This window comes from Pseudomonas sp. TE3728, assembly GCF_056279145.1.
The window spans coordinates 3252585-3273177 of the sequence record NZ_JBWBQT010000001.1 but is presented as its reverse complement, the minus strand read 5'-3'; the positions used below and the strand labels follow the sequence as shown (position 1 = coordinate 3273177).

Genomic DNA, 20593 nt, shown 5'->3' with positions numbered 1-20593 from the left:
AGCGATTACTCTGAATCCTTTGTTGTTACGATTGGGGATGTGTCTGTTTCGTCGTCCGCATAAGGGTCCGGATGACCCAACTCTGCAAGCAACGTTCGTTCCAGTGCTTCCATTTCTTCGGCTTCATCGTCATCTATATGGTCGTAACCAAGCAGATGCAAGCAGCCGTGAATGACCAGGTGCGCCCAGTGAGCCTTTAATTTCTTGCCTTGTTCCGCCGCTTCGCGCTCGACCACCGCTACGCAGATCACCAGATCGCCGAGCAGGGGAATATCGAGAAACTCATCGGGGACATCGGCCGGAAACGACAAAACGTTGGTGGCGTAGTCTTTCTGCCGCCAGGTGAAGTTCAGTTCGCGGGCTTCCTCTTCGTCGACCAGACGGATGGTCATTTCGGAGTCGGCAGTACGCTGGCGCAGGGCCAGTTCGCACCATTGGCGGAATTCGGCTTCGCTTGGGGCAGACGCTTCGGTAGCCAGTTGCAGGTCAAGCTCAAGCATCGGGGCGAGTGTCCTTGGGAGAGGGCTTCGCCGTTTCGTCGGCTGTGCGATTTTCGAAGCGCTCATAGGCCTCGACAATGCGTTGCACCAACGGATGGCGCACCACGTCCTTGGGCATGAAGTGGGTGAAGCTGATCCCCGGAACGTCTTTGAGCACCTCGATCACATGATGCAGCCCGGATTTGGTGCCTTTCGGCAGGTCGACCTGGGTGATGTCACCGGTGATGACCGCAGTGGAGCCGAAGCCGATGCGGGTCAGGAACATCTTCATCTGTTCGACGGTGGTGTTCTGGCTTTCGTCGAGGATGATGAAACTGTTGTTCAGCGTACGACCGCGCATGTAGGCCAGTGGCGCGACTTCGATCACTTGACGCTCGATCAGCTTGGCCACGTATTCGAAGCCGAGCATTTCGTAGAGCGCGTCGTAGAGCGGGCGCAGGTACGGATCGATCTTTTGCGACAGGTCACCCGGCAGGAAGCCGAGCTTTTCGCCCGCTTCAACCGCCGGACGAACCAGCAGAATACGGCGAATCTGCTCGCGTTCCAGCGCATCTACCGCGCAGGCAACGGCCAGATAGGTCTTGCCGGTACCGGCCGGGCCGATGCCGAAGTTGATGTCGTTACCGAGGATTTCCTTCACATAGCGCACCTGATTCAAGCCGCGAGGGCGAATCATGCCTTTCTTGGTGCGCAAGGCGACGGACGGTTCGGCGGGGGAGTGGTTGTCCAGTTCCTCGACGGCCGATTCCTGCAGGAACAGGTGAACCATGTCTGGCGACAGCTCGGTACCTTTGGTTTCCCGGTACAAGCGGCGCAGCAGGTTTTCCGCGGAGGTGGTGTGCTTGGGCTCGCCGATCAGTTCGAACTGATTTCCGCGGTTGCGGATCTCGATCGCGAGGCGCTGTTCGATCAAGCGCAGATGCTCGTCGAATTGCCCGCACAGATTGGCGAAGCGGCGAGCTTCAAAAGGCTCGAGGATGAAACGATGTGGTTCTATGGGTGCGTTCAAGGTCGTATTTAGCCGCCCTGGGGCAATTATGATGAATCAAGGATAGCGCCAGTCGCCTGGGTACGAAAGCTCTTAAACAGACCAATGTTGAACACCGTCCTTGTAGGAGCGAGGCTTGCCCGCGAAGAACGATAACGCGGTCCGCCAGACAGACTGCGGTGCGGCCTTCGCGGGCAAGCCTCGCTCCTACAACAGCGAGCCCCGCAGCGAGTGCGGTTGCGCGGCATCGATGTGCACGTCGGCGAACTGGCCGATCAGGGTCGGATTGTCGCAGCGGAAGTTGACGATACGATTATTCTCGGTCCGGCCTTGCAGTTCACCGGGGTCTTTTTTCGAATAATCGGTGACCAGAATCCGCTGAATGGAGCCCACCATTTGTCGGCTGATCTCGAAACCTTGCTGGTTGAGGCGATGTTGCAGGGCGTTCAAACGTTCTTTTTTCAGTTCTTCCGGCGTGTCGTCGGCCAGATCGGCAGCCGGTGTACCCGGACGCTGGCTATAGACGAACGAGTAGGAAAAGTCGAAACCGACGTCTTCGATCAGCTTCATGGTCTGTTCGAAGTCTTTTTCGGTCTCGCCCGGGAAGCCGACGATGAAGTCAGAACTGATGCAGATCCCCGGCACGGCAGCCCGCAACTTGCGCAATTTGGATTTGTACTCCAGTGCGGTGTGGTTGCGTTTCATCGCCGCGAGGATCCGGTCGGAACCCGATTGCACTGGCAAATGCAGGTGTTTCACCAGCTCCGGCACGTCGGCGTGGGCCTGGATCAGGCTGTCGGAGAATTCCAGCGGGTGCGAGGTGGTGTAGCGAATCCGGTCGATGCCATCGACAGCGGCTACTACCCGGATCAATTCCGCCAGATCAGCCAGGCGCCCATCATGAGTGGTGCCGCGATAACCGTTGACGTTCTGCCCCAGCAAGGTCACTTCGCGCACGCCGTTTTCGGCCAGGTGAATGATCTCGGCAATCACATCGTCGAACGGTCGGCTGACTTCTTCACCGCGCGTATAAGGCACCACGCAGAACGTGCAGTACTTGCTGCAGCCTTCCATGACCGACACGTAAGCGCTCGGCCCGTCGATGCGCGGCTCGGGCAAGTGGTCGAATTTTTCGATTTCCGGGAACGAGACGTCGACTTGCGGCAGTTTGGTCAGGCGCGCGGCGTCGATCATTTCAGGCAGGCGGTGCAGGGTCTGCGGGCCGAATACCACGTCCACGTACGGAGCGCGGTCACGAATGGCCGCGCCTTCCTGGCTGGCTACGCAGCCGCCGACGGCGATGACCATTTCCGGGTTAGCCAGTTTCAATTCGCGCCAGCGACCCAGCTGGGAATACACCCGGTCCTGGGCGCGTTCGCGGATCGAGCAGGTATTAAGCAGGATCACGTCGGCGTCTTCAGCGCGAGCGGTGACTTCCAGGGCCTGGTGTTCACCCAGCAGATCGACCATGCGCGAGCTGTCGTACTCGTTCATCTGGCAACCGTGGGTTTCGATGTAAAGCTTCTTGGCCATGGATAGAGTCATCACGTGATTCAAAGAACCGCGCATTATAGGGAACATGCACCAAGGTTCCTACCGTTGCGCGTCCGGTGGCTATGCTATAGTTCGCGCCCTCATTTTTATCCCCGATGTGTTACCCGCCCACCATGACCAAACGTGAAGCTCCAATCTACAAGGTGATTTTCCTCAATCAGGGCCAGGTGTACGAAATGTACGCCAAGCAGATCTATCAAAGTGATCTGTGGGGCTTCCTGGAAGTGGAAGAGTTCGTCTTTGGCGAGCGCACGCAAGTGGTCGTCGATCCGAGCGAAGAGAAGCTCAAGGCTCAGTTCGAAGGCGTTGTACGCAGTTTTGTACCGATGCATTCGATCGTGCGCATCGACGAGGTCGAGCGTCTCGGCACGCCGAAAATCAGCGAAGCCCGCGGCGCGGTCGGCAATGTCATGCCGTTTCCGATGCCGATGCCTGAGAAGTAAGCCTTAGACCGAGTCGCCCCAATCGCGAGCAGGCTCGCTCCCACAATGGATCGTCTGTGAACACAATATTTGTGTAGGTCAGAGATCAACTGTGGGAGCGAGCCTGCTCGCGATTGGGGCAGTCAGAACAACACAGAATTCAGGGCAGTGGCGAAAACGGCGTACGCCCATCGGCGCTCTGCAATTCCATCAGGTATTTACGGAAAATTTGCCCCAGTACCTGGGTAGCGACTTCCAGATCTTCGCGGGGCATTTTTTCGGCGACTTCGTCGGCGGTGTCCAGCGCCTCTTCGGCGCCGTTGACCGCGGCCATTTTCAGCACGATATACGCCTGAACGTTATTGGCCGGTACGCCTTCGCCATGGAAGAACATGGTGCCAAGTTTGAATTGCGCCTGGGCGTGGCCTTGCAGCGAGGCCTTTTCAAAGTAGCTCAGGGCTTGATTGAGGTCGCGCGGCGCGTTTTTGCCGTCGTAGTAGAACTCACCCAACTCGTATTGCGCTTGCGCATCCCCTTCATCCGACGCTTTCTGACAGGCGGCGAGCGCTTGCGTCAGGTCTTGCGGCTGAGTATTGAGGGTGCAGCGACCCATCGCCGGGATCAACAACGAGTTGCCGCCTGCTTGTGCGAGCGCGAGCAGGGGCTGAAGGAGCAACAGGCAGCCCAATGCAAGGGTGCGGCCGGTGCGGTTCATGGGAATCGACTTACCTCTGAGGGGCGCGTGGACCCATCGAGGGATCCAATAAGCGCGCATTATGAAATAAGCAGGGCCAACCTTACAAAGTCTTTACTCGTTTTTCTGCTGCACGGGAAATATATCGCCCACTTTGCGGGGGATTATTGGCAGATGAGTAGGAAAAAGGGCGCGAATGTAGGTGAAAGCTGACATTGGCAATCGCCAACGTCAGCGTTGCAGCTTTATTTCAATGCGGCGAATGCACGCTCGGCGGCGTCCAGTGTCAGTTTCAACTCGGTTTCACCGTGGGCGATCGAGGTAAAACCGGCTTCGAAGGCGCTTGGCGCCAGGTACACGCCGCCTTCGAGCATCAGGTGGAAGAAACGCCCGAACAAGCCGGCATCGCTGGCCATCACATCCTCGAAGGTCACGATGTCGTCGGCGCCGCTGAAGTACAGACCGAACATGCCGCCGGCCTGAGTGGTCACGAACGGAATGCCGGCGGCGTCGGCGCGCTGTTGCAGACCATCAAGCAGACGGCTGGTGTAGTCGCTCAGCTCGGCGTGGAAACCAGGACGACTGATCAGGCGCAGCGTGGTCAGGCCCGCCGCCATCGCCAGCGGGTTACCCGACAACGTGCCGGCCTGGTAGACCGGCCCCAGTGGCGCGATTTGCTCCATGATCTTGCGTTTGCCGCCGAAGCAGCCAACCGGCATGCCGCCACCGATGATCTTGCCGAAGGTGCTCAGGTCCGGCGTGACGCCGTAGTGGGCTTGGGCACCACCGAGGGCGACACGGAAACCGGTCATCACTTCGTCGAAAATCAGCACCACGCCGTGCTTGTCGCACAGGGTCCGCAGGCCTTCAAGGAAGCCCGGTGCCGGCGGTACGCAGTTCATGTTGCCGGCCACGGGCTCGACGATGATGCAGGCCACGTCCTGGCCGACTTCGGCGAGCATGGTTGCTACCGCGTCGATGTCGTTGAACGGCAGGGTCAGGGTGTGTTTGGCGAACGCCGCCGGTACACCGGCCGAACTTGGTACGCCTTGGGTCAGGGCGCCGGAACCGGCCTTGACCAGCAGGCTGTCGGAGTGGCCGTGGTAGCAGCCTTCGAACTTGATGATGCTGTCACGGCCGGTAAAGCCACGGGCCAGACGGATGGCGCTCATGGTCGCTTCGGTGCCGGAGCTGACCATGCGCACCATTTCCATCGACGGCACGATCGAGCAGACCAGATCGGCCATTTCGGTTTCCATCGCGGTCGGGGCGCCGTAGGACAGGCCGTGTTCCAACTGTTTGCGCACCGCGTCCAGCACGTCCGGATGGCTGTGGCCGAGAATCATCGGCCCCCAGGAACCGACGTAATCCACATAACGCTTGTCATCTTCGTCGGTGACGTAGGCGCCTTCGGCGTGTTTGAAGAACAGCGGCGTGCCGCCAACACTCTTGAACGCACGAACAGGCGAGTTCACGCCTCCGGGAATGTGTTTTTGGGCATTGGCAAACAGGGTTTCGGAACGAGACATGATCGGGCTCTCAAAAATCAGGATTTGAACAATTCGTTAAAGGCGCGGGCACGACGTGTCACTTCAGCCGTGTTGTCGGCGCCAAACAGGCCATGCACCACCGCCAGCAAGTCGACCCCGTGGGCCACCAGTGGCGCAGCGTTGTCCAGCGTGATGCCGCCGATCGCGCAGATCGGCAGATGCAATTTGCTGCGGGCCTGATCAAGCAGTTCGAGGCCGCAGGCCGGTGCGCCGGGTTTGGTATTGGAATTGAAGAAGCGGCCGAAGGCGACGTAACTGGCGCCTTCTTTGGCGGCTTGCTCGGCGAGTTCGAGTTGCGCATGGCAGGTCGAGCCGATGATGGCCTGACGACCGAGGAGTGCCCGAACCGGCATCAGCGGGCCATCGGTCTGGCCCAGGTGCACGCCGACGTTCAGGCGTGCGGCCAGTTCGGCGTCATCGTTGATGATCAGATGAGTCTTGTAACGTTCGCACAGATCGCGCAGGGCTTCGGCTTCGCGCAGGCGGCGGGCCTCGTCGCTGCTCTTGTCACGGTATTGCAGCAGGGTGACGCCGCCTTCGAGCGCCGCCTCCACGTACGAAAGAAATTTCCCGGCCAGTAACTGGCTATCGGTAATGGCGTACAGGCCACGTAGTTTCATCGGACAAGCCTCATGGCGTTACGAACAGAAGTCCAGTGGCAAGCGGCGCGGCACGAACTGGCCTTTGCCCAGCTGCTCCGCATCACGCAAGGTGCGCCAAGTGTAGTCAAGCGCGGTCTTTACGGCACTGGCGAGGTGTTCACCCTGGGCCAGACGACCGGCGAGGGCGCTGGCCAGTGTGCAACCGGAACCGTGATAACTGCCGGGCAGGCGCTGGCAGGTAAAGGTTTCGCGGCGACCGTCGCGGCTGTACAGGCGATTGTGTATTTCATGTTCGTCGCCATGACCGCCGGTGATCAGCAGGTGTTTGACGAATGGCAGAAGTTTTTCAGCGCACTCGTCCGCGGTGCCTTCGGGCAGTTCGGCGAGAATGCGAGCTTCGGGAAGGTTGGGGGTGGCAATGATTGACAGCGGCAACAGGCGTTCGCGCATGGCGTAGCCGACTTCGTCCTTGCCCAGTCGTCCACCGCCGCCGGCGCGCAGCACCGGGTCGCAGACCACCGGCAAATGCGGGTGCGCTGAAAGCAGTTCGACCACAGTGTCGACCATTTCCAGGGAACCGAGCATGCCCAGTTTGACGGCGGCGACTTCGGAGTCATTGAGCACGGCGTTGGCCTGTGCCAACACCCATTCGCGATCGAGAACGCGGAAGTCAGTGACGTTGACGGTGTCTTGCACCGTCAGGGCGGTGACGGCCGGAGCCGCATGACAACCCTGAGCGAGCAGGGCTTCGATATCTGCCTGCAGGCCGGCGCCACCACTAGGGTCGTGGCCGGAGAGACAGAGGACAACGGGGCGAGAGCTGTAGATATTCATGGTGCGCGAGCTTACCACCAAACATGTTTTTTCGGTGCGCGCGCGCATCGACGCCGATTGCGCAACGAGCAAAAGATCGCAGCCTGCGGCAGCTCCTACATGGACTGCGTATCGATGCAAATCCGTAGGAGCTGCCGAAGGCTGCGATCTTTTGATCTTTCTGACCAAGCCAACAGCTCTAACTCAATGTATAGAGCTGGAACGCTTGTTCTAGAGCCTTTTCAGGAAAAATTTCAATGGTGCTCAATGGCCACCAACGGCTATGCTAGAGTGGATCCAAACCAATAACAGGTAATACCGGTTTTACGTCTACTCAAAAGGAATGGGGGGCTTCCTGACAGAACCGGACAGGCCACGCTGGGGCTTAAATGCGCTATTTGCTGATGTTGCTGTTGTGCTTGCCCCTCCTGGCGAGCGCCGTCGAATTCGACGAGTTCACCCAGAGCCTTCCCCTGGGCCGAACGATGCAGGTTTATGAAGACGCGGGCGGTCAGGCGACCATCGCCGATGTCCGTGCGCAAGCGGCGGCCGGGCAGTTCAAACCTCATGATAAAGCCACTCTGAACGCCGGTTATTTGCGTTCGGCGTTCTGGCTGAAAATCGATCTGCAGTACCGCCCGACCAACCCGTCGGCGCAACGGACCTGGTTGCTGGAACTGGCTTATCCGCCTCTCGATCACCTTGATCTGTACTTGGCCGATGCTGGCGGTGACTATCAGTTGGTCCGACAGACCGGTGATGCGTTGCCGTTCGCCACTCGCCAGATCCGCCAGAACAACTATCTGTTTGATCTGAGCTTTGCGCCCGAGCAGGCGAAAACCGTGTATTTGCGTCTGCAAAGCCAAGGCTCGGTTCAGGCGCCCGTCACCTTGTGGTCAAGCACCGCTTACCTCGAAGAGCAGCCGGTGCGGCTCTATGTGCTGGGGCTGATTTACGGTGTGTTGTTGGGGATGCTGGTCTACAACCTGTTCATCTTTCTCAGCGTGCGCGACACCAGCTACCTCTATTACATCGTCTATATCGCCTCGTTCGGCTTGTATCAGTTGTCGGTGAACGGCGCGGCCGTGGAGTATTTCTGGCCGAACAATCCCTGGTGGGCCAACGCCGCGACGCCGTTCTTCATCGGCTGCTCAGGATTGTTCGGCAGCCAGTTCGCCCGCAGCTTTTTGCAGACGGCCACCCACAGTCGCTGGCTCGACCGATTGTTGCTGGCGTTGATTGCGTTCAGTGCGCTGGTGGTCGGGTTGTCATTGATGACCAATTACGCCCTGGCCCTGCGTCTGGCGACGTTGCTGGCGTTGGTTTTCACCGTGGTGATTTTCGCCGCCGGGATTTTCGCCTGGTGGCGTGGCCTGCGGGTCGCGCGGTATTTCATCATTGCCTGGTCGGCGTTCCTGCTCGGTGGTGTGGTCAACACCCTGATGGTGCTGGGTTATTTGCCCAACGTATTCCTGACCATGTACGCCAGCCAGATTGGCTCGGCGATCGAAGTGGCGCTGCTGTCCCTGGCCCTGGCCGATCGCATCAACGCCATGCGCGAGCAACAGGCGCAAACGCTGTTTGATGCCGGCCAGAAGCTCGAAGTGTTGAACCAGCAACTGGCTCACAGCAACAAGCTCAAGGACGAATTCCTCGCCACCCTGACCCACGAATTGCGCACGCCCATGAATGGTGTGATCGGTTCGCTGGAGCTGATGCAGACCGTCGAGATGAACCCTGAGATGGAGCAATATCAGCAAACGGCTGCAGGTTCGGCGCGGGACATGATGCGCATGGTCAACGGCATCCTCACCCTGACCGAATTGCAGGCCGGCAAGCTCAAGGTCTATCCGGACACCTTCAGTTTGCGCGGTGTGGTCGAGGCCTTGCGTCTGCAGTTCGATGGCAATGCGGCGAGCAAGTCGCTGGACTTCAAGGTCGAGGTGACAGCCGGGCTGCCGGATCGCTTGCACGGCGACAGCGGCAAGCTGACGCAATGCCTGGAATGCCTGCTGGATAACGCGATCAAATTCACCCGGGTCGGCGGATTGGCTCTGCGGGTGACGGGCAAACCGGTGGCGCCCGATCGGCTGGCGCTGTCCTTTGCGGTGATCGACACTGGCATTGGCTTCACCGATTTGGACGAGGCAACGCTGTATCAACGCTTTTTTCAGGTCGACGGCTCGATGACCCGTGAATACGGTGGTTTGGGTGTTGGCCTGGCCATTTGTCGGCAACTGGTCGAATTGCTCGACGGGCGCCTGAGTCATCGCTCGGAACCGGGGCGCGGCAGTCGCTTTCAACTGGACGTCGAGTTCGAGCTGCCGGTGGTGGAATCTGCGCCCGCAATCACCCGGCAAACCACCGGCCTGCGTTTGCCTCAGGACTGCACGGTGTTGCTGGTCGATGACAACAGCATCAATCAATTGGTGATGCGTGGCATGTTGCTCAAGCTGGGGTTCCGCGTGCGCACCGCTAACAGCGGCGTCGCTGCGCTCGATCATTTGGAGCATGAGGCCGTTGACGCGGTGCTGCTCGATTGTCAGCTGCCGCCACTGGATGGCGCCTCGATCTGCGGTCGGATCCGCGCCTTGCCGGGTTGTGCCGAGTTACCCGTGTTCATGATTGCCCAGAATGCGGATCGAGCCTACTGCCCAAGCGACACCTTGGTCGACTACCTGAGCAAACCGGTGAAATTCGAAGATTTGCAGGCGGCACTCTATCGGCGGGTGCTCTGTCCGGGGCAAGGCGAAAGCGCCGACAGTTAGGCAGATATGCCACTTTGTTCAACCTCGGGGCGGTGCTTAACTGAAAGTCCCTTGGCTGACCAAAGGAGCCCCGTCATGAACCTGCATCAGTTCGCCGAAACCCACGAAGTCACCAATCAGCCGCCGTCGCTGGACGGCGCCAACCTCTATCGCATCGACCTGCCTTTGCAGGAATGGTCGCGGCGGTTCGATGCCGGTTGGGCCGAGTCGCGAATTGACGCTTATGGCGCATTGGCCGGCGGGCCGCTGATGGAGGCGGGGTTTGCGGCCAATCAGAACAAACCGGTGTTCGTCAGTCATGACCGTTACGGTCATCGCATCGATCTGGTGGAGTTTCATCCCGCCTACCACGAATTGATGCGCATGGCAGTGGAGCATGGCCTGACAGGTTTGCCCTGGACCGACCCGCAACCGGGCGCTCACGTTGCCCGCGCGTCCATGACCTATTTACACAGTCAGGCTGAAGCCGGCAGCGGTTGCCCGTTGACCATGACCTTCGCCAGTGTCCCGGCGATGCGCCTGCAACCGGATCTGGCCAAACAATGGCTGCCGAAAATCCTCGCCACCGAATACGACCCGCGCAACGTCGGCATGGCCCACAAGGCCGGGGTCACCATCGGTATGGCCATGACCGAGAAGCAGGGCGGCACCGACGTGCGGGCCAACACCACCAAGGCGTATCCGGTCGGCGCCAGTGGCCCGGGCCAGGCGTATGAACTGGTGGGCCACAAGTGGTTCTGCTCGGCGCCGATGTGCGACGCCTTCCTGACCCTGGCCCAGACAGACAAGGGTTTGACCTGTTTCCTGCTGCCGCGCCATCGCCCGGACGACACGCGCAATCAGTTCTACATCCAGCGGCTGAAGAACAAACTCGGCAATTGGTCCAATGCCTCCAGCGAGGTGGAGTTCCGTGGCGCCCTGGCCTGGATGGTCGGCGAAGAGGGCCGGGGTGTTCCAACCATCATCGAAATGGTCGCCATGACCCGCTTCGATTGCATGGTCGGCTCCAGCGCACTGATGCGCCAGGCCCTGACCCAGGCCAGCCATCACTGCGCCTATCGCAAGGTCGCAGGCAAATTGCTCAGCGAACAACCCTTGATGCAAAACGTGCTGGCCGACCTGGCCCTGGAAAGCGAAGCGGCGTTGGCTTTGAGTTTGCGCATGGGCCGGGCGCTGGATCATCTGGATGACGATCACGAAGCGAAATTCGCCCGACTGGTGACGGCGGTGGGCAAGTACTGGATCTGCAAACGCGCGCCCGCGATGATCAATGAGGCTGCCGAATGCATGGGCGGCGCCGGTTATGTCGAAGAAAGCATCCTTCCGCGTCTGTACCGTGAGGCCCCGGTCAACTCGACGTGGGAAGGTTCCGGCAACGTGCAATGCCTCGACGTATTGCGCGCATTGTCGAAAGAGCCGGGTGTGCTTGATGTGCTGTTCAGCGAGTTGGGCGACGGTCATGGCGACAAACGTCTGGCGGCGCACATCAGCCAATTGCAGGCCGCGTTCAAGGACACCGACGACATTCAATACCGCGCCCGCCAGCTAACCGAAGACATTGCCTTGGGGCTTCAGGCCAAGTTGTTGCTGGAGGCGGGGAATGCAGCGGTCAGTGATGCTTTCATCGCCAGCCGTCTGGGTTCGGCCGGTCGGGTGTATGGAACATTGCCGCGCGGGCTGGATGTGGAAGCGATTGTTGCCCGGTCGACGCCGCGAGGGTTTTGATCGACACCGAGCCAATGTGGGAGCGAGCCTGCTCGCGATAGCGGCGTGACAGTCGACTTCAATGTGGGATGTTGCTCAGCAATCGCGAGCAGGCTCGCTCCCACATTGGGCCTCTGCGCACACATCTTGGTGTACGACCAACACGCCACTGTTCCCGTGAAGCGATGATGCAGGCAAGATGAAGGCCTGCAAGTCAGAACACAGGAAGCTGATCGTGACCGAAGCGTTTATTGTCGTTCAAACCGCCGAGCAAGCCGTGGATCGGCTTGCTGCCTTGCACGAGCGTGCAACCACCGCGCTGAATCAGGCGCTCAAGCGTTATCTCAAGGATCGCGTCGAACCGGACGCTGAACAGCGGGCTCTGTTTCGTTATCCCGAGTTGCGTCTGACCTACCTTTGCCAGGGCGAAGTCCCACAGACCACTCGCGCCTATGCCAAGGTTCAATTGCCGGGGACCTACAGTGTCACCGTCACTCATCCGGCAGCCTTCCGTAAGTACCTGCTGGAACAACTCGTCCCGTTGATGCACGACTTCACCGTGACCGTGGAAGTCGGCGTCAGCCAGCAGAACATTCCTTATCCGTACGTGGTCGAGCAGGGCGATGAGCTGGCCGGTTCCGGCGTTACGGCGGCGGTGCTGGCGCGAGTGTTCCCGAGTACGGATTTGTCGGCCGCCACCGATGGCATCGCCGATGGCTTGTACGACTGGGAAAACACCGACCCGTTGCCACTGGCCCTGTTCGACGCCGCGCGGGTGGACTTCTCCCTGCGCCGACTGGTGCATTACACCGGCAGCGACTGGCGCCATGTGCAGCCGTGGATTCTGCTGACCAACTACCACCGCTACGTCGACCAGTTCATCGTTCATGGCCTGGAACAATTGCGCAACGATCCGCGTTTTGTGCGCATGGTGTTGCCGGGCAACGTGATCATCGAAAAGAGCATGGACCACGGCGAAGCATCGGCGATTGCCGCGGGCGTGGTCTGGCATCGTTACCAGATGCCGGCCTATCACCTGATCGCCAGCGACGGCCATGGCGTGACCCTGGTGAACATCGGCGTCGGCCCGTCCAACGCCAAGAACATCACCGACCACCTGGCGGTACTGCGTCCGCATTGCTGGCTGATGATCGGCCACTGTGGCGGCTTGCGTCAGTCGCAGACCATTGGCGACTACGTGCTGGCCCACGCTTACATGCGTCGCGACGGGATTCTCGATCGCGTCGTGCCGCCAAACATTCCGATTCCGGCCTTGGCTGAAGTGCAGATGGCGTTGCAGCAAGCGGCGGCCAACATCACCGGTGAGAAGGGCGACGAGCTGAAGAAGCGCCTGCGTACCGGCACCGTGCTGACCTACGACGACCGTAACTGGGAACTGCGCTGGGCGCAGGAGCGTCCGCTGATCAACCTGTCCCGCGCCGTGGCGGTGGACATGGAAAGCGGCACTATCGCCGCGCAAGGCTATCGCTTGCGGGTGCCGTACGGCACGTTGCTCTGCGTGTCGGACAAACCGTTGCACAGCGAAATCAAACTGCCGGGTTCGGCCAACGCTTTCTATGAACGCGCGGTCAGCCAGCACTTGAAGATCGGCATCGAAGCGGTGGATCTGTTGCGCACCGAGCTCAACTCGCTGCACTCGCGCAAACTGCGCAGCTTCGACGAGCCGCCGTTCCGCTGATTTGCGATGGTCATTTAACGGTCAGGCTACTAGCATTGGCAGCCCTGACCGTTAGATGTTCTTCTCGCCATGTCTCGTCCTCCACGTCCCGTTTCCCGCCGCCCTGGCGTGAAGCCTGCGCCATCCTCTTCAGCCCCGCGCCGTCTCGCCAAAGCGCCGCCGGCCGAGCCGAAGCTGATTCTGTTCAACAAACCTTTTGATGTGCTGACGCAATTCAGCGACGGCGAAGGGCGGGCGACGCTCAAGGACTTCATCGAGATTCCGGGAATCTACCCGGCAGGGCGGCTGGACCGCGACAGCGAAGGCTTGCTGTTGCTGACCAACGACGGCCAGCTTCAGGCGCGAATTGCCGACCCGAAACACAAACTGGCCAAGACTTACTGGGTGCAAGTGGAAGGTGAGCCAACCGCCGAGCAGTTGCAGCGATTGCGCGATGGCGTCGAGCTGAACGACGGCATGACGTTGCCGGCCGAAGCGCGACCATTGGATGAGCCTGAACTGTGGCCGCGCAACCCGCCAGTGCGCTTTCGTAAAAGCGTGCCGACCAGTTGGCTGGAACTGGTGATTCGCGAAGGCCGCAACCGTCAGGTACGGCGCATGACTGCGGCGGTCGGCTTGCCGACGTTGCGTCTGGTGCGGGTCAGAATCGGTGACTGGTCAATCGAAGGGCTCGATCAGGGCCAGTGGAAGGAAGTGCCGGCGCGCTTATAGAGTGCCGGATTCGATCAGGCCGATGACTACGCTTTTGATCACGAACGCGGCCACGCCCAGCCCTAGTACGAAGAACAGAATGAACGAGCCGAAGCGCCCGGCCTTGGATTTTTTCGCCAGATCCCAGACGATGAAACCCATGAAAATGATCAGGATGCTGACCAGTCCAGTCATCATCCACTCTTCGAGTACTGCAGGATCCATTGAACATCTCCAGCGTGGGCGGGGCTAAAAGGCGCTGGAGTATACGCCATGGGGGATTGGCGGGGCATTGACCTGCGGCAGTGTGCCGCAGCTATTCGTCGCCCTGGCTGACGCTGGACTCGCTCTTGTAGGAGCTGACGAGTGAAACGAGGCTGCGATCTTTTGATTTTGCTTTTTAGAACAAGATCAAAAGATCGCAGCCTCGTTTCACTCGACAGCTCCTACAGGTCTCAGCTGCGTAAATGAGTCAGCGGCAACTCGGTGCTGTTGAGCACCTGGTTCAACACAAAACTCGACCGCACGCTGGTCACCCCTTCAATCCGGGTGAGATGCCCCAGCAGCAGTTTCTGATAGTGGTCCATGTCTGGCACCACTACTTTGAGCTGATAGTCCGCATCCATCCCCGTCACCAGGCTGCATTCCAGCACTTGCGGCAAGGTGCGAATGGCGGCTTCGAAGTTCTCGAAACGCTCGGGAGTATGGCGGTCCATGCCGATCAGCACGTAGGCGGTCAGGCTCAGGCCGAGCATCTTGCGGTCCAGCAGGGCGACTTGGCGGGTGATGTAACCGTCGTCTTCCAGCTGCTTGACCCGCCGCGAGCAAGGCGAAGGCGACAGGCCGATGCGTTCGGCCAGCTCCTGATTGGAGATGCGCGCGTCGCGCTGTAATTCAGCCAAAATGCTCAGGTCGTATCGGTCGAGTTTGCTCATCAATCAGGCCTTTGTCATAACTATTGCGGCGGATTATCTATCCTGAGTTAAAAATTGCGCAAGTGATGTTTATTTGAGCAATCTTCGCAATCCTCTGCCGCTGCTCCGGGCCTATTCTTATCACCAGAATCACTGCTCGGACAAACAGTCCAGTGCGGCTCGCCCAATCAGGCCAGCTGCGGTCGCCACCCCCACCGGGGCTGTGTCGGCCCCCGAGCTACACACTGTCCAGAAGACGGCGTGAGGTGAGCCGACGTCATAAGCGTCGAGCACGGACGAAGTTCTCAAAGGGAGGCCGACGGGTCTCCCTTTTTTCTTGCCCGGAATTTATGGGCGCCCCTCAATAAATAAGTTGCGTGACTGATAACCTGTTGCAGAACCGGCCTGTGCTTTCCCAGTCTTACGTACAGGCCCTAACCCGCAGTGAGGAAAAGCATGAAGTCGCGCATCTGGCGTTTGGCCGGTGTTGGTTTGCTATGTGTGAGTGTCACTGCGCAATCGCTGGCCGATGAGCCGCAAATCCGTGGGCCTGATGGCGGCCAACGCGGGCCGGATCATCAGGGTAAAGGCCAGGGCCATGACGGTAACAACCAGCCCCGGCCGCAGAACAACGAAATCATTCGGGGCGACAACAGCCGCCAGTTCGAGCTCCACGACCAGAATCAGGGCGGCGAGCGTCAGAACCGTCCGTCGCACGATCCCAATGTTCAGGGCCGACCGGCGCAACAACCCGGTAACAATCTGCCAATTCAGGGCCGGCCCGACACCGTGCGCCAGACCCAGGAACCCCGGCGTGGCTACTATCAGGACGAACAGCCGCGCAACTATGACAACCAGCACTGGCAGACTGGCGGGCAGGGCTCACGTCATGATGATCGTCGCTGGCCCGGTCGCCCGGATGGGCGCGGCAATGGCTGGGGCCCCGGCCCACAGTATCGCCCGGGGTACGTGATCGACCGCTTCCCGGAGCGCAACTACCGCGTGCCGTATCGTGGCCAGGATTATTTCTATTCCGGTGGTTACTGGTATCGCCCGCAAGGCCCGCGTTACGTGGTGGTTCAGCCGCCTCGCGGGATTCGGGTCAGCTACTTGCCCGATTACGCGCGTGAAGTGTGGATTGGCGGTGCGCTGTTGTTCCTGGCGGCCGGCGCGTATTACGCCTATCAGGAGAGCACTCGGGATTACGTCGTGGTCGAACCACCGGTGCAGCCGCAACCGGTGAGCAGTGGTTATGACGTGGTGGCGTATCCGGCCAACGGCCAGTCGCCGGAGGAGGTCAGTCGGGACGGTTACGAGTGTTATCGCTGGGCCGTGCAGCAGAGCGGTTTCGATCCGCGTGCCGTCACCTACCAACCGGCCCCGTCGGTGGTGCAAGTCTACCGACAGGCCCAGGGCAACTGCCTGAGCAGTCGCGGTTATCAGGTGAGTTACTGAGCCCTGGCGGCTTTCACCACTTCCTGCGGGTCGGCGTGCACCAGCACTTCGGCTCGCGGGTAGGCTGTGTGAATCGCATCGGCGGCTTGATCGCTGATGCCGTGGGCGACTGACAGAGTCAGCTCCCCCGGCAATTCCAGATGCAATTGCACAAACCACTGGTTACCCGAAATTCGTGTGCGCAGGTCGTGGGCGCCCAAAACCCCCGGTACGCTGCAGGCCAGTTCAAGCATGTGCTGGCTGACATCCGGCGGCAGCTCTTCATCCATCAGCACCGCAAAGCTTTCCCGGGCGATATGAATGGCGCTCCAGAGGATGTAGGCGGCGATCCCTAACCCAAACCAGGGGTCGACTTGATGCCAACCAAACCCGGCCAGCACCAGCGCCACCAGAATGCTGCCGTTGAGCAGCAAGTCTGAGCGGTAATGCAAGGAATCGGCACTCACAGCGTTGGAACCGGTTGCCTTGATCACCCGATGTTGCAACATCAGCAGGGCCACGGTCAGGGCGAGGGAAAACACAATCACCCCGATGCTGAGCCACGCGGCGCTTACCGGCTCTGGATGCTTCAACCGTTCAATCGCCTGCAAGGCAATCAGCACCGCACTGCTGCCAATGAACAGCGCCTGAGCCATGCCCGCCAATGATTCGGCCTTGCCATGCCCGTAGCGGTGATCGTCGTCGGCCGGGCGCAAGGCGTAATGCACGGCCAGCAGATTGAGCAGCGAGCTGACGCCATCGAGTGCAGAATCGGTCAGCCCAGCGAGCATGCTCACCGAACCGCTCAACCACCAGGCGATGGCTTTGGCGACGATCAAGATGCACGCCACCGCCACCGAGGCGCGCGTCGCCAGCCGTAGCAGGCGGGCGTGTTCGGTACTGCTGGTCATAAGTGCGGCTTTTCCTTTTTGGTGCACCGATTACGCGGCCGGTTGCAGGCCGAACATGGCCAGTTGCTGGGTGCTTCCCTTGTGCTGGATCAGGCGTGGATCGTCCAGCGGGAAGCTGCGGCCCAACTCGGCTTCGAGAATAGTCTGCAACTTGTGGTTATCGACCTTGCCGTCGGCACCGATGGCCTCCTTGAGTTTTTCCGGAGCCACCTGGGCGGTTCGGCCGGGCTCGTAGTAAATGGCGCCAGTCGCAAAGTCCACCGCAAAGGCAATCAGCCCCGGAATGATATAAAACAGCAGGCCCACGGCATCCAGCGCGACGATGACCGGGTCGATCTTGCCATCGATCTGACCGCGACGATCGGGGTAGAAAATCGTGCCGCAGGCGGTTATTTGGGTCAGCAAGCTCGCGACCAGTACACCGCCGATCAAGCGAAAGGGAGCACGCATGTGAAATCTCCTGGGTTATCTGGAAACGAAGGGGCGTCTATATGAATTAGGACCGCGACGAAGGCCGTTATACTCGCGGCGGCAGGGCGTGCCCACAGTAAATTGCGGTCGCGTCTCACCCCCCCCACTGGAATGGCTGAGGATTGAAGTTGTTTTTTCCAGATCGACAACGCGTAACGCCTGATGGATGTTATCGGGGTTCGGCCCTCCGGGCTGAAGCTGTGGGCGCGCCATGCTGCGTTGCGGGACTTGGCAAGGAAACGACCCTTACCGGCGTCCCGCGCCTTGCCTGGCACGCCCACAGCTTCAACGCGACTCGCAATTTACTGTGGGCACGCCCTGTGGAGCCAGCATGATTTCTTTGCCGATCGATGAAGTTTTACCCGCCCTGCGTGAAGCCCTTGCTACATGCCACGAAGCCGTGCTCGAAGCACCGCCCGGCGCCGGTAAAACCACCCGCGTGCCCTTGGCCTTGCTCGATGAGCCGTGGTTGGCCGGGCAGACCATTCTGATGCTTGAACCGCGCCGCTTGGCCGCACGGGCGGCGGCGGAGCGGTTGGCCAGTGAACTGGGCGAGAAGGTCGGCGAAACCGTTGGCTACCGCATTCGTCTCGACAGCAAAGTCGGCCCAAACACCCGCGTCGAAGTGGTCACCGAAGGCATTCTCACTCGGCGTTTGCAAGACGATCCGGCGCTCGAAGGCGTGGGCCTGCTGATCTTTGACGAGTTCCACGAGCGCAGTCTCGACGCCGACCTGGCGTTGGCCCTGAGCCTGAATGGCCGGGAGCTGTTTCGTGACGACCAACCGCTGAAAATCCTGTTGATGTCGGCAACCCTGGAAGGTGAACGCCTGGCCGGGTTGCTCGATGATGCGCCAATCCTGCGCAGCGAAGGTCGCATGTACCCGGTGACGATGCGTTGGGGCCGACCATTTCAGCCCGGTGAATTTATCGAGCCAAGGGTGGTGCAGACCATTCTCGACGCGCTGAACGATGAGACCGGCAGCCTGCTGGTGTTCCTGCCGGGGCAGGCGGAAATCCGTCGGGTGCATCAGCAACTCGCCGATGCACTGGGCGATAGCACACAGGTTCTGCTCTGCCCATTGCACGGTGAATTGGACCTCGCCGCCCAACGCGCCGCGATCGATCCGGCGCCCGCCGGCAAGCGCAAAGTGGTGCTGGCGACCAACATCGCCGAGACCAGCCTGACCATCAACGGAGTGCGCGTGGTGATCGATGCCGGGCTGGCGCGAGTGCCGCGTTTCGACCCCGGCAGCGGCATGACTCGCCTGGATACTCAGCGCATTTCCAAAGCCAGCGCCACGCAGCGCGCAGGTCGGGCAGGGCGTTTGGAGCCCGGCGTGTGTTATCGGTTGTGGTCGCAGGATCAGCACGAGCAACTGGCGGCTTACGCCAGTGCGGAGATTCTCTCGGCGGACCTCGCCGGACTTGCCTTGCAACTGGGGCGTTGGGGCGTGACGCCGGGGCAGTTGGTCTGGCTCGATGTCCCTCCGGCAGCAGCTTATGCACAGGCTCAAGATCTGCTTGAACGTTTGGGCGCGCTGGAGGGCGAGGCGCTGACCCGTCACGGTCAGGCCATGGCTGAACTGCCGGCCCATCCACGGATCGCTCATTTGCTGTTACGTGGTCAGGCGCTCGGCTTGGCCGACATGGCCTGCGATGTCGCGGCATTGCTCGGTGAGCGGGATATTTTGCGTGGTGCCGGTGCGGATCTGCATAGCCGACTGGTGCTGTTGTCCGGCGAAGAACGGGCCGCACGCGGCGCTCAGGGTGGTGTTCAACGGGCTCGGCAACTGGCGCGGCAGTATCGCGGTTACCTGCGGGGCAAAGCGTCGGAGCCGGTCAGCGATCCTGAACATCCGCGCTGGCTCGGCGCGTTGCTGGCGTTGGCGTATCCCGACCGAGTTGCGCAACAGCGGCGGGCCGGTGGCGCGGAGTATCGTTTGGCCAACGGTCGTGCGGCGCTGTTTGCTGAAGCGGATAGTTTGATGAAGCAACCGTGGCTGGTGATCGCGGATCTGGGCAGTCGCCAGGGCCAGCGTGAAGAACGGATTTATCTGGCGGTGGATTTCGATCCAGCGTTGTTCGATTCGGTGTTGGCCGAGCAGGTGCGTTGCGTCGATCAACTGGATTGGGATGAGCGCGAAGGCGTGCTGCGGGCCGAGCGTCAGCGCAAGGTCGGCGAATTGATCCTCAGCCGCGAACCGCTGACCGGGCTCGATGAAACTGCCCGCAGTCAGGCGTTGGTGAACCTGGTGCGGCGCAAAGGCCTGGAGCTGTTGCCCTGGACGCCAGAGCTGCGTCAGTGGCAGGCGCGCGTGGCGTTGTTGCGGCAGCTGGATCTCGGCAGTAAGGAGCAGAGCGAATGGCCGGATGTCAGCGACGCTGCACTGCTTAAAAGTCTCGAACACTGGCTGATGCCGTATCTGGGCAAGGTCTCGCGACTCAGTCACTTCGCCAATCTGGATCTGTCGAGCATCGTTCATAACCTGTTGCCGTGGCCGCTGCCGCAACGGCTCGAAGAGCTGGCACCGCATCATTTGAGCGTGCCGTCGGGCTCATCGATTCGTCTGGATTACAGCGAACAACCGCCGATTCTGGCGGTGCGTTTGCAGGAGTTGTTCGGCTTGGCCGAGACGCCGCGCATTGCCGGTGGCCGGCAAGTGGTCAAGCTTCATCTGCTGTCCCCGGCGCGGCGACCGGTGCAGGTGACGCAGGATCTGGCGAACTTCTGGCGCAGTACGTATGCCGAGGTGAAGAAGGATTTGAAGGGACGGTATCCGAAACTATCACGCAACGTTCACCAATTGTCATGTGCATGAAACGTTAGTGCATTGACATTATTGTTGGAAAATTATCACCCAACGTTTATCATTGACG

Annotated in this window: 18 protein-coding genes; 7 read left to right on the top strand and 11 right to left on the bottom strand. The window is 60.3% G+C overall.

All coding sequences use genetic code 11. The features are described from left to right. Positions 1 to 5: 5 nt before the first annotated feature. The 3 genes from ybeY to miaB all read right to left on the bottom strand — a co-directional run bounded on the left by ybeY (position 6) and on the right by miaB (position 3021). Positions 6 to 500, bottom strand: a complete 495-nt coding sequence (gene ybeY / locus ACZ89R_RS14085) for an rRNA maturation RNase YbeY (protein WP_429429869.1) — start codon at positions 498 to 500, stop codon at positions 6 to 8. Beyond that, complete coding sequence (locus ACZ89R_RS14080; protein WP_123498577.1) at positions 493 to 1509, bottom strand: PhoH family protein; 1017 nt, start codon at positions 1507 to 1509, stop codon at positions 493 to 495. The genes ybeY and ACZ89R_RS14080 overlap by 8 nt, the downstream gene beginning before the upstream one ends. 186 nt (positions 1510 to 1695) lie before the next feature. Then, positions 1696 to 3021, bottom strand: coding sequence for a tRNA (N6-isopentenyl adenosine(37)-C2)-methylthiotransferase MiaB (miaB, locus tag ACZ89R_RS14075; RefSeq protein ID WP_429545460.1), 1326 nt, complete (start codon positions 3019 to 3021; stop codon positions 1696 to 1698). 134 nt (positions 3022 to 3155) lie between these two features. Between miaB and ACZ89R_RS14070 the strand changes: the two genes are divergently transcribed. Next, positions 3156 to 3485 carry a DUF1820 family protein gene (locus tag ACZ89R_RS14070; RefSeq protein WP_007894425.1) on the top strand — a complete coding sequence of 110 codons (330 nt, stop codon included), beginning with the start codon at positions 3156 to 3158 and terminating at the stop codon, positions 3483 to 3485. 139 nt (positions 3486 to 3624) lie between these two features. On the opposite strand, the gene ACZ89R_RS14065 is transcribed toward ACZ89R_RS14070, so the two are convergent. The 4 genes from ACZ89R_RS14065 to ACZ89R_RS14050 all read right to left on the bottom strand — a co-directional run bounded on the left by ACZ89R_RS14065 (position 3625) and on the right by ACZ89R_RS14050 (position 7144). Continuing rightward, the gene (locus ACZ89R_RS14065) at positions 3625 to 4179 is read right to left on the bottom strand and encodes a tetratricopeptide repeat protein (RefSeq protein ID WP_008070087.1); all 555 of its coding nucleotides are present in this window, start codon (positions 4177 to 4179) and stop codon (positions 3625 to 3627) included. Between the two features lie 224 nt (positions 4180 to 4403). Further along, positions 4404 to 5687 carry a glutamate-1-semialdehyde 2,1-aminomutase gene (gene hemL, locus ACZ89R_RS14060; protein WP_123498583.1) on the bottom strand — a complete coding sequence of 428 codons (1284 nt, stop codon included), beginning with the start codon at positions 5685 to 5687 and terminating at the stop codon, positions 4404 to 4406. Between the two features lie 17 nt (positions 5688 to 5704). After that, positions 5705 to 6328 (bottom strand): thiamine phosphate synthase, encoded by a 624-nt coding sequence (gene thiE, locus ACZ89R_RS14055; RefSeq protein ID WP_429388719.1) that lies wholly within the window; start codon positions 6326 to 6328, stop codon positions 5705 to 5707. 18 nt (positions 6329 to 6346) lie between these two features. Continuing rightward, complete coding sequence (locus ACZ89R_RS14050; protein ID WP_123498587.1) at positions 6347 to 7144, bottom strand: hydroxymethylpyrimidine/phosphomethylpyrimidine kinase; 798 nt, start codon at positions 7142 to 7144, stop codon at positions 6347 to 6349. A gap of 368 nt (positions 7145 to 7512) precedes the next feature. Between ACZ89R_RS14050 and ACZ89R_RS14045 the strand changes: the two genes are divergently transcribed. The 4 genes from ACZ89R_RS14045 to ACZ89R_RS14030 all read left to right on the top strand — a co-directional run bounded on the left by ACZ89R_RS14045 (position 7513) and on the right by ACZ89R_RS14030 (position 14005). After that, positions 7513 to 9891, top strand: a complete 2379-nt coding sequence (locus ACZ89R_RS14045) for a 7TM diverse intracellular signaling domain-containing protein (protein ID WP_429545461.1) — start codon at positions 7513 to 7515, stop codon at positions 9889 to 9891. Positions 9892 to 9966: 75 nt separating this feature from the next. Continuing rightward, complete coding sequence (locus ACZ89R_RS14040; protein ID WP_429545462.1) at positions 9967 to 11616, top strand: acyl-CoA dehydrogenase family protein; 1650 nt, start codon at positions 9967 to 9969, stop codon at positions 11614 to 11616. Positions 11617 to 11794: 178 nt separating this feature from the next. Continuing rightward, positions 11795 to 13294: an AMP nucleosidase gene (amn, locus tag ACZ89R_RS14035; protein ID WP_429545463.1), complete on the top strand. Its 1500-nt coding sequence runs from the start codon at positions 11795 to 11797 to the stop codon at positions 13292 to 13294. 69 nt (positions 13295 to 13363) lie between these two features. Further along, complete coding sequence (locus ACZ89R_RS14030) at positions 13364 to 14005, top strand: pseudouridine synthase (protein WP_429545464.1); 642 nt, start codon at positions 13364 to 13366, stop codon at positions 14003 to 14005. Here the strand turns inward: ACZ89R_RS14030 and ACZ89R_RS14025 are convergent. Then, complete coding sequence (locus ACZ89R_RS14025) at positions 14000 to 14209, bottom strand: DUF2788 domain-containing protein (RefSeq protein ID WP_007894445.1); 210 nt, start codon at positions 14207 to 14209, stop codon at positions 14000 to 14002. The genes ACZ89R_RS14030 and ACZ89R_RS14025 overlap by 6 nt on opposite strands. Positions 14210 to 14439: 230 nt before the next feature. After that, the gene (locus tag ACZ89R_RS14020; RefSeq protein WP_007894448.1) at positions 14440 to 14919 is read right to left on the bottom strand and encodes an Lrp/AsnC family transcriptional regulator; all 480 of its coding nucleotides are present in this window, start codon (positions 14917 to 14919) and stop codon (positions 14440 to 14442) included. Between the two features lie 435 nt (positions 14920 to 15354). Here ACZ89R_RS14020 and ACZ89R_RS14015 point away from each other — a divergent pair, with 435 nt between their 5' ends. Next, a complete protein-coding gene (locus tag ACZ89R_RS14015; RefSeq protein ID WP_429545465.1) occupies positions 15355 to 16353 on the top strand; it encodes a DUF6515 family protein in 999 nt (332 codons plus the stop codon). Here ACZ89R_RS14015 and ACZ89R_RS14010 read toward each other — a convergent pair. Then, positions 16347 to 17243 carry a cation diffusion facilitator family transporter gene (locus ACZ89R_RS14010; protein WP_429545466.1) on the bottom strand — a complete coding sequence of 299 codons (897 nt, stop codon included), beginning with the start codon at positions 17241 to 17243 and terminating at the stop codon, positions 16347 to 16349. The genes ACZ89R_RS14015 and ACZ89R_RS14010 overlap by 7 nt on opposite strands. 30 nt (positions 17244 to 17273) lie before the next feature. Then, on the bottom strand, positions 17274 to 17693 hold the full coding sequence (locus tag ACZ89R_RS14005) for a polyribonucleotide nucleotidyltransferase (RefSeq protein ID WP_429545467.1): 420 nt from the start codon (positions 17691 to 17693) through the stop codon (positions 17274 to 17276). A 352-nt stretch (positions 17694 to 18045) separates the two neighbouring features. Here ACZ89R_RS14005 and hrpB point away from each other — a divergent pair, with 352 nt between their 5' ends. Continuing rightward, positions 18046 to 20535 carry an ATP-dependent helicase HrpB gene (hrpB, locus tag ACZ89R_RS14000; RefSeq protein ID WP_429545468.1) on the top strand — a complete coding sequence of 830 codons (2490 nt, stop codon included), beginning with the start codon at positions 18046 to 18048 and terminating at the stop codon, positions 20533 to 20535. The last annotated feature ends 58 nt before the right edge of the window (positions 20536 to 20593 follow it).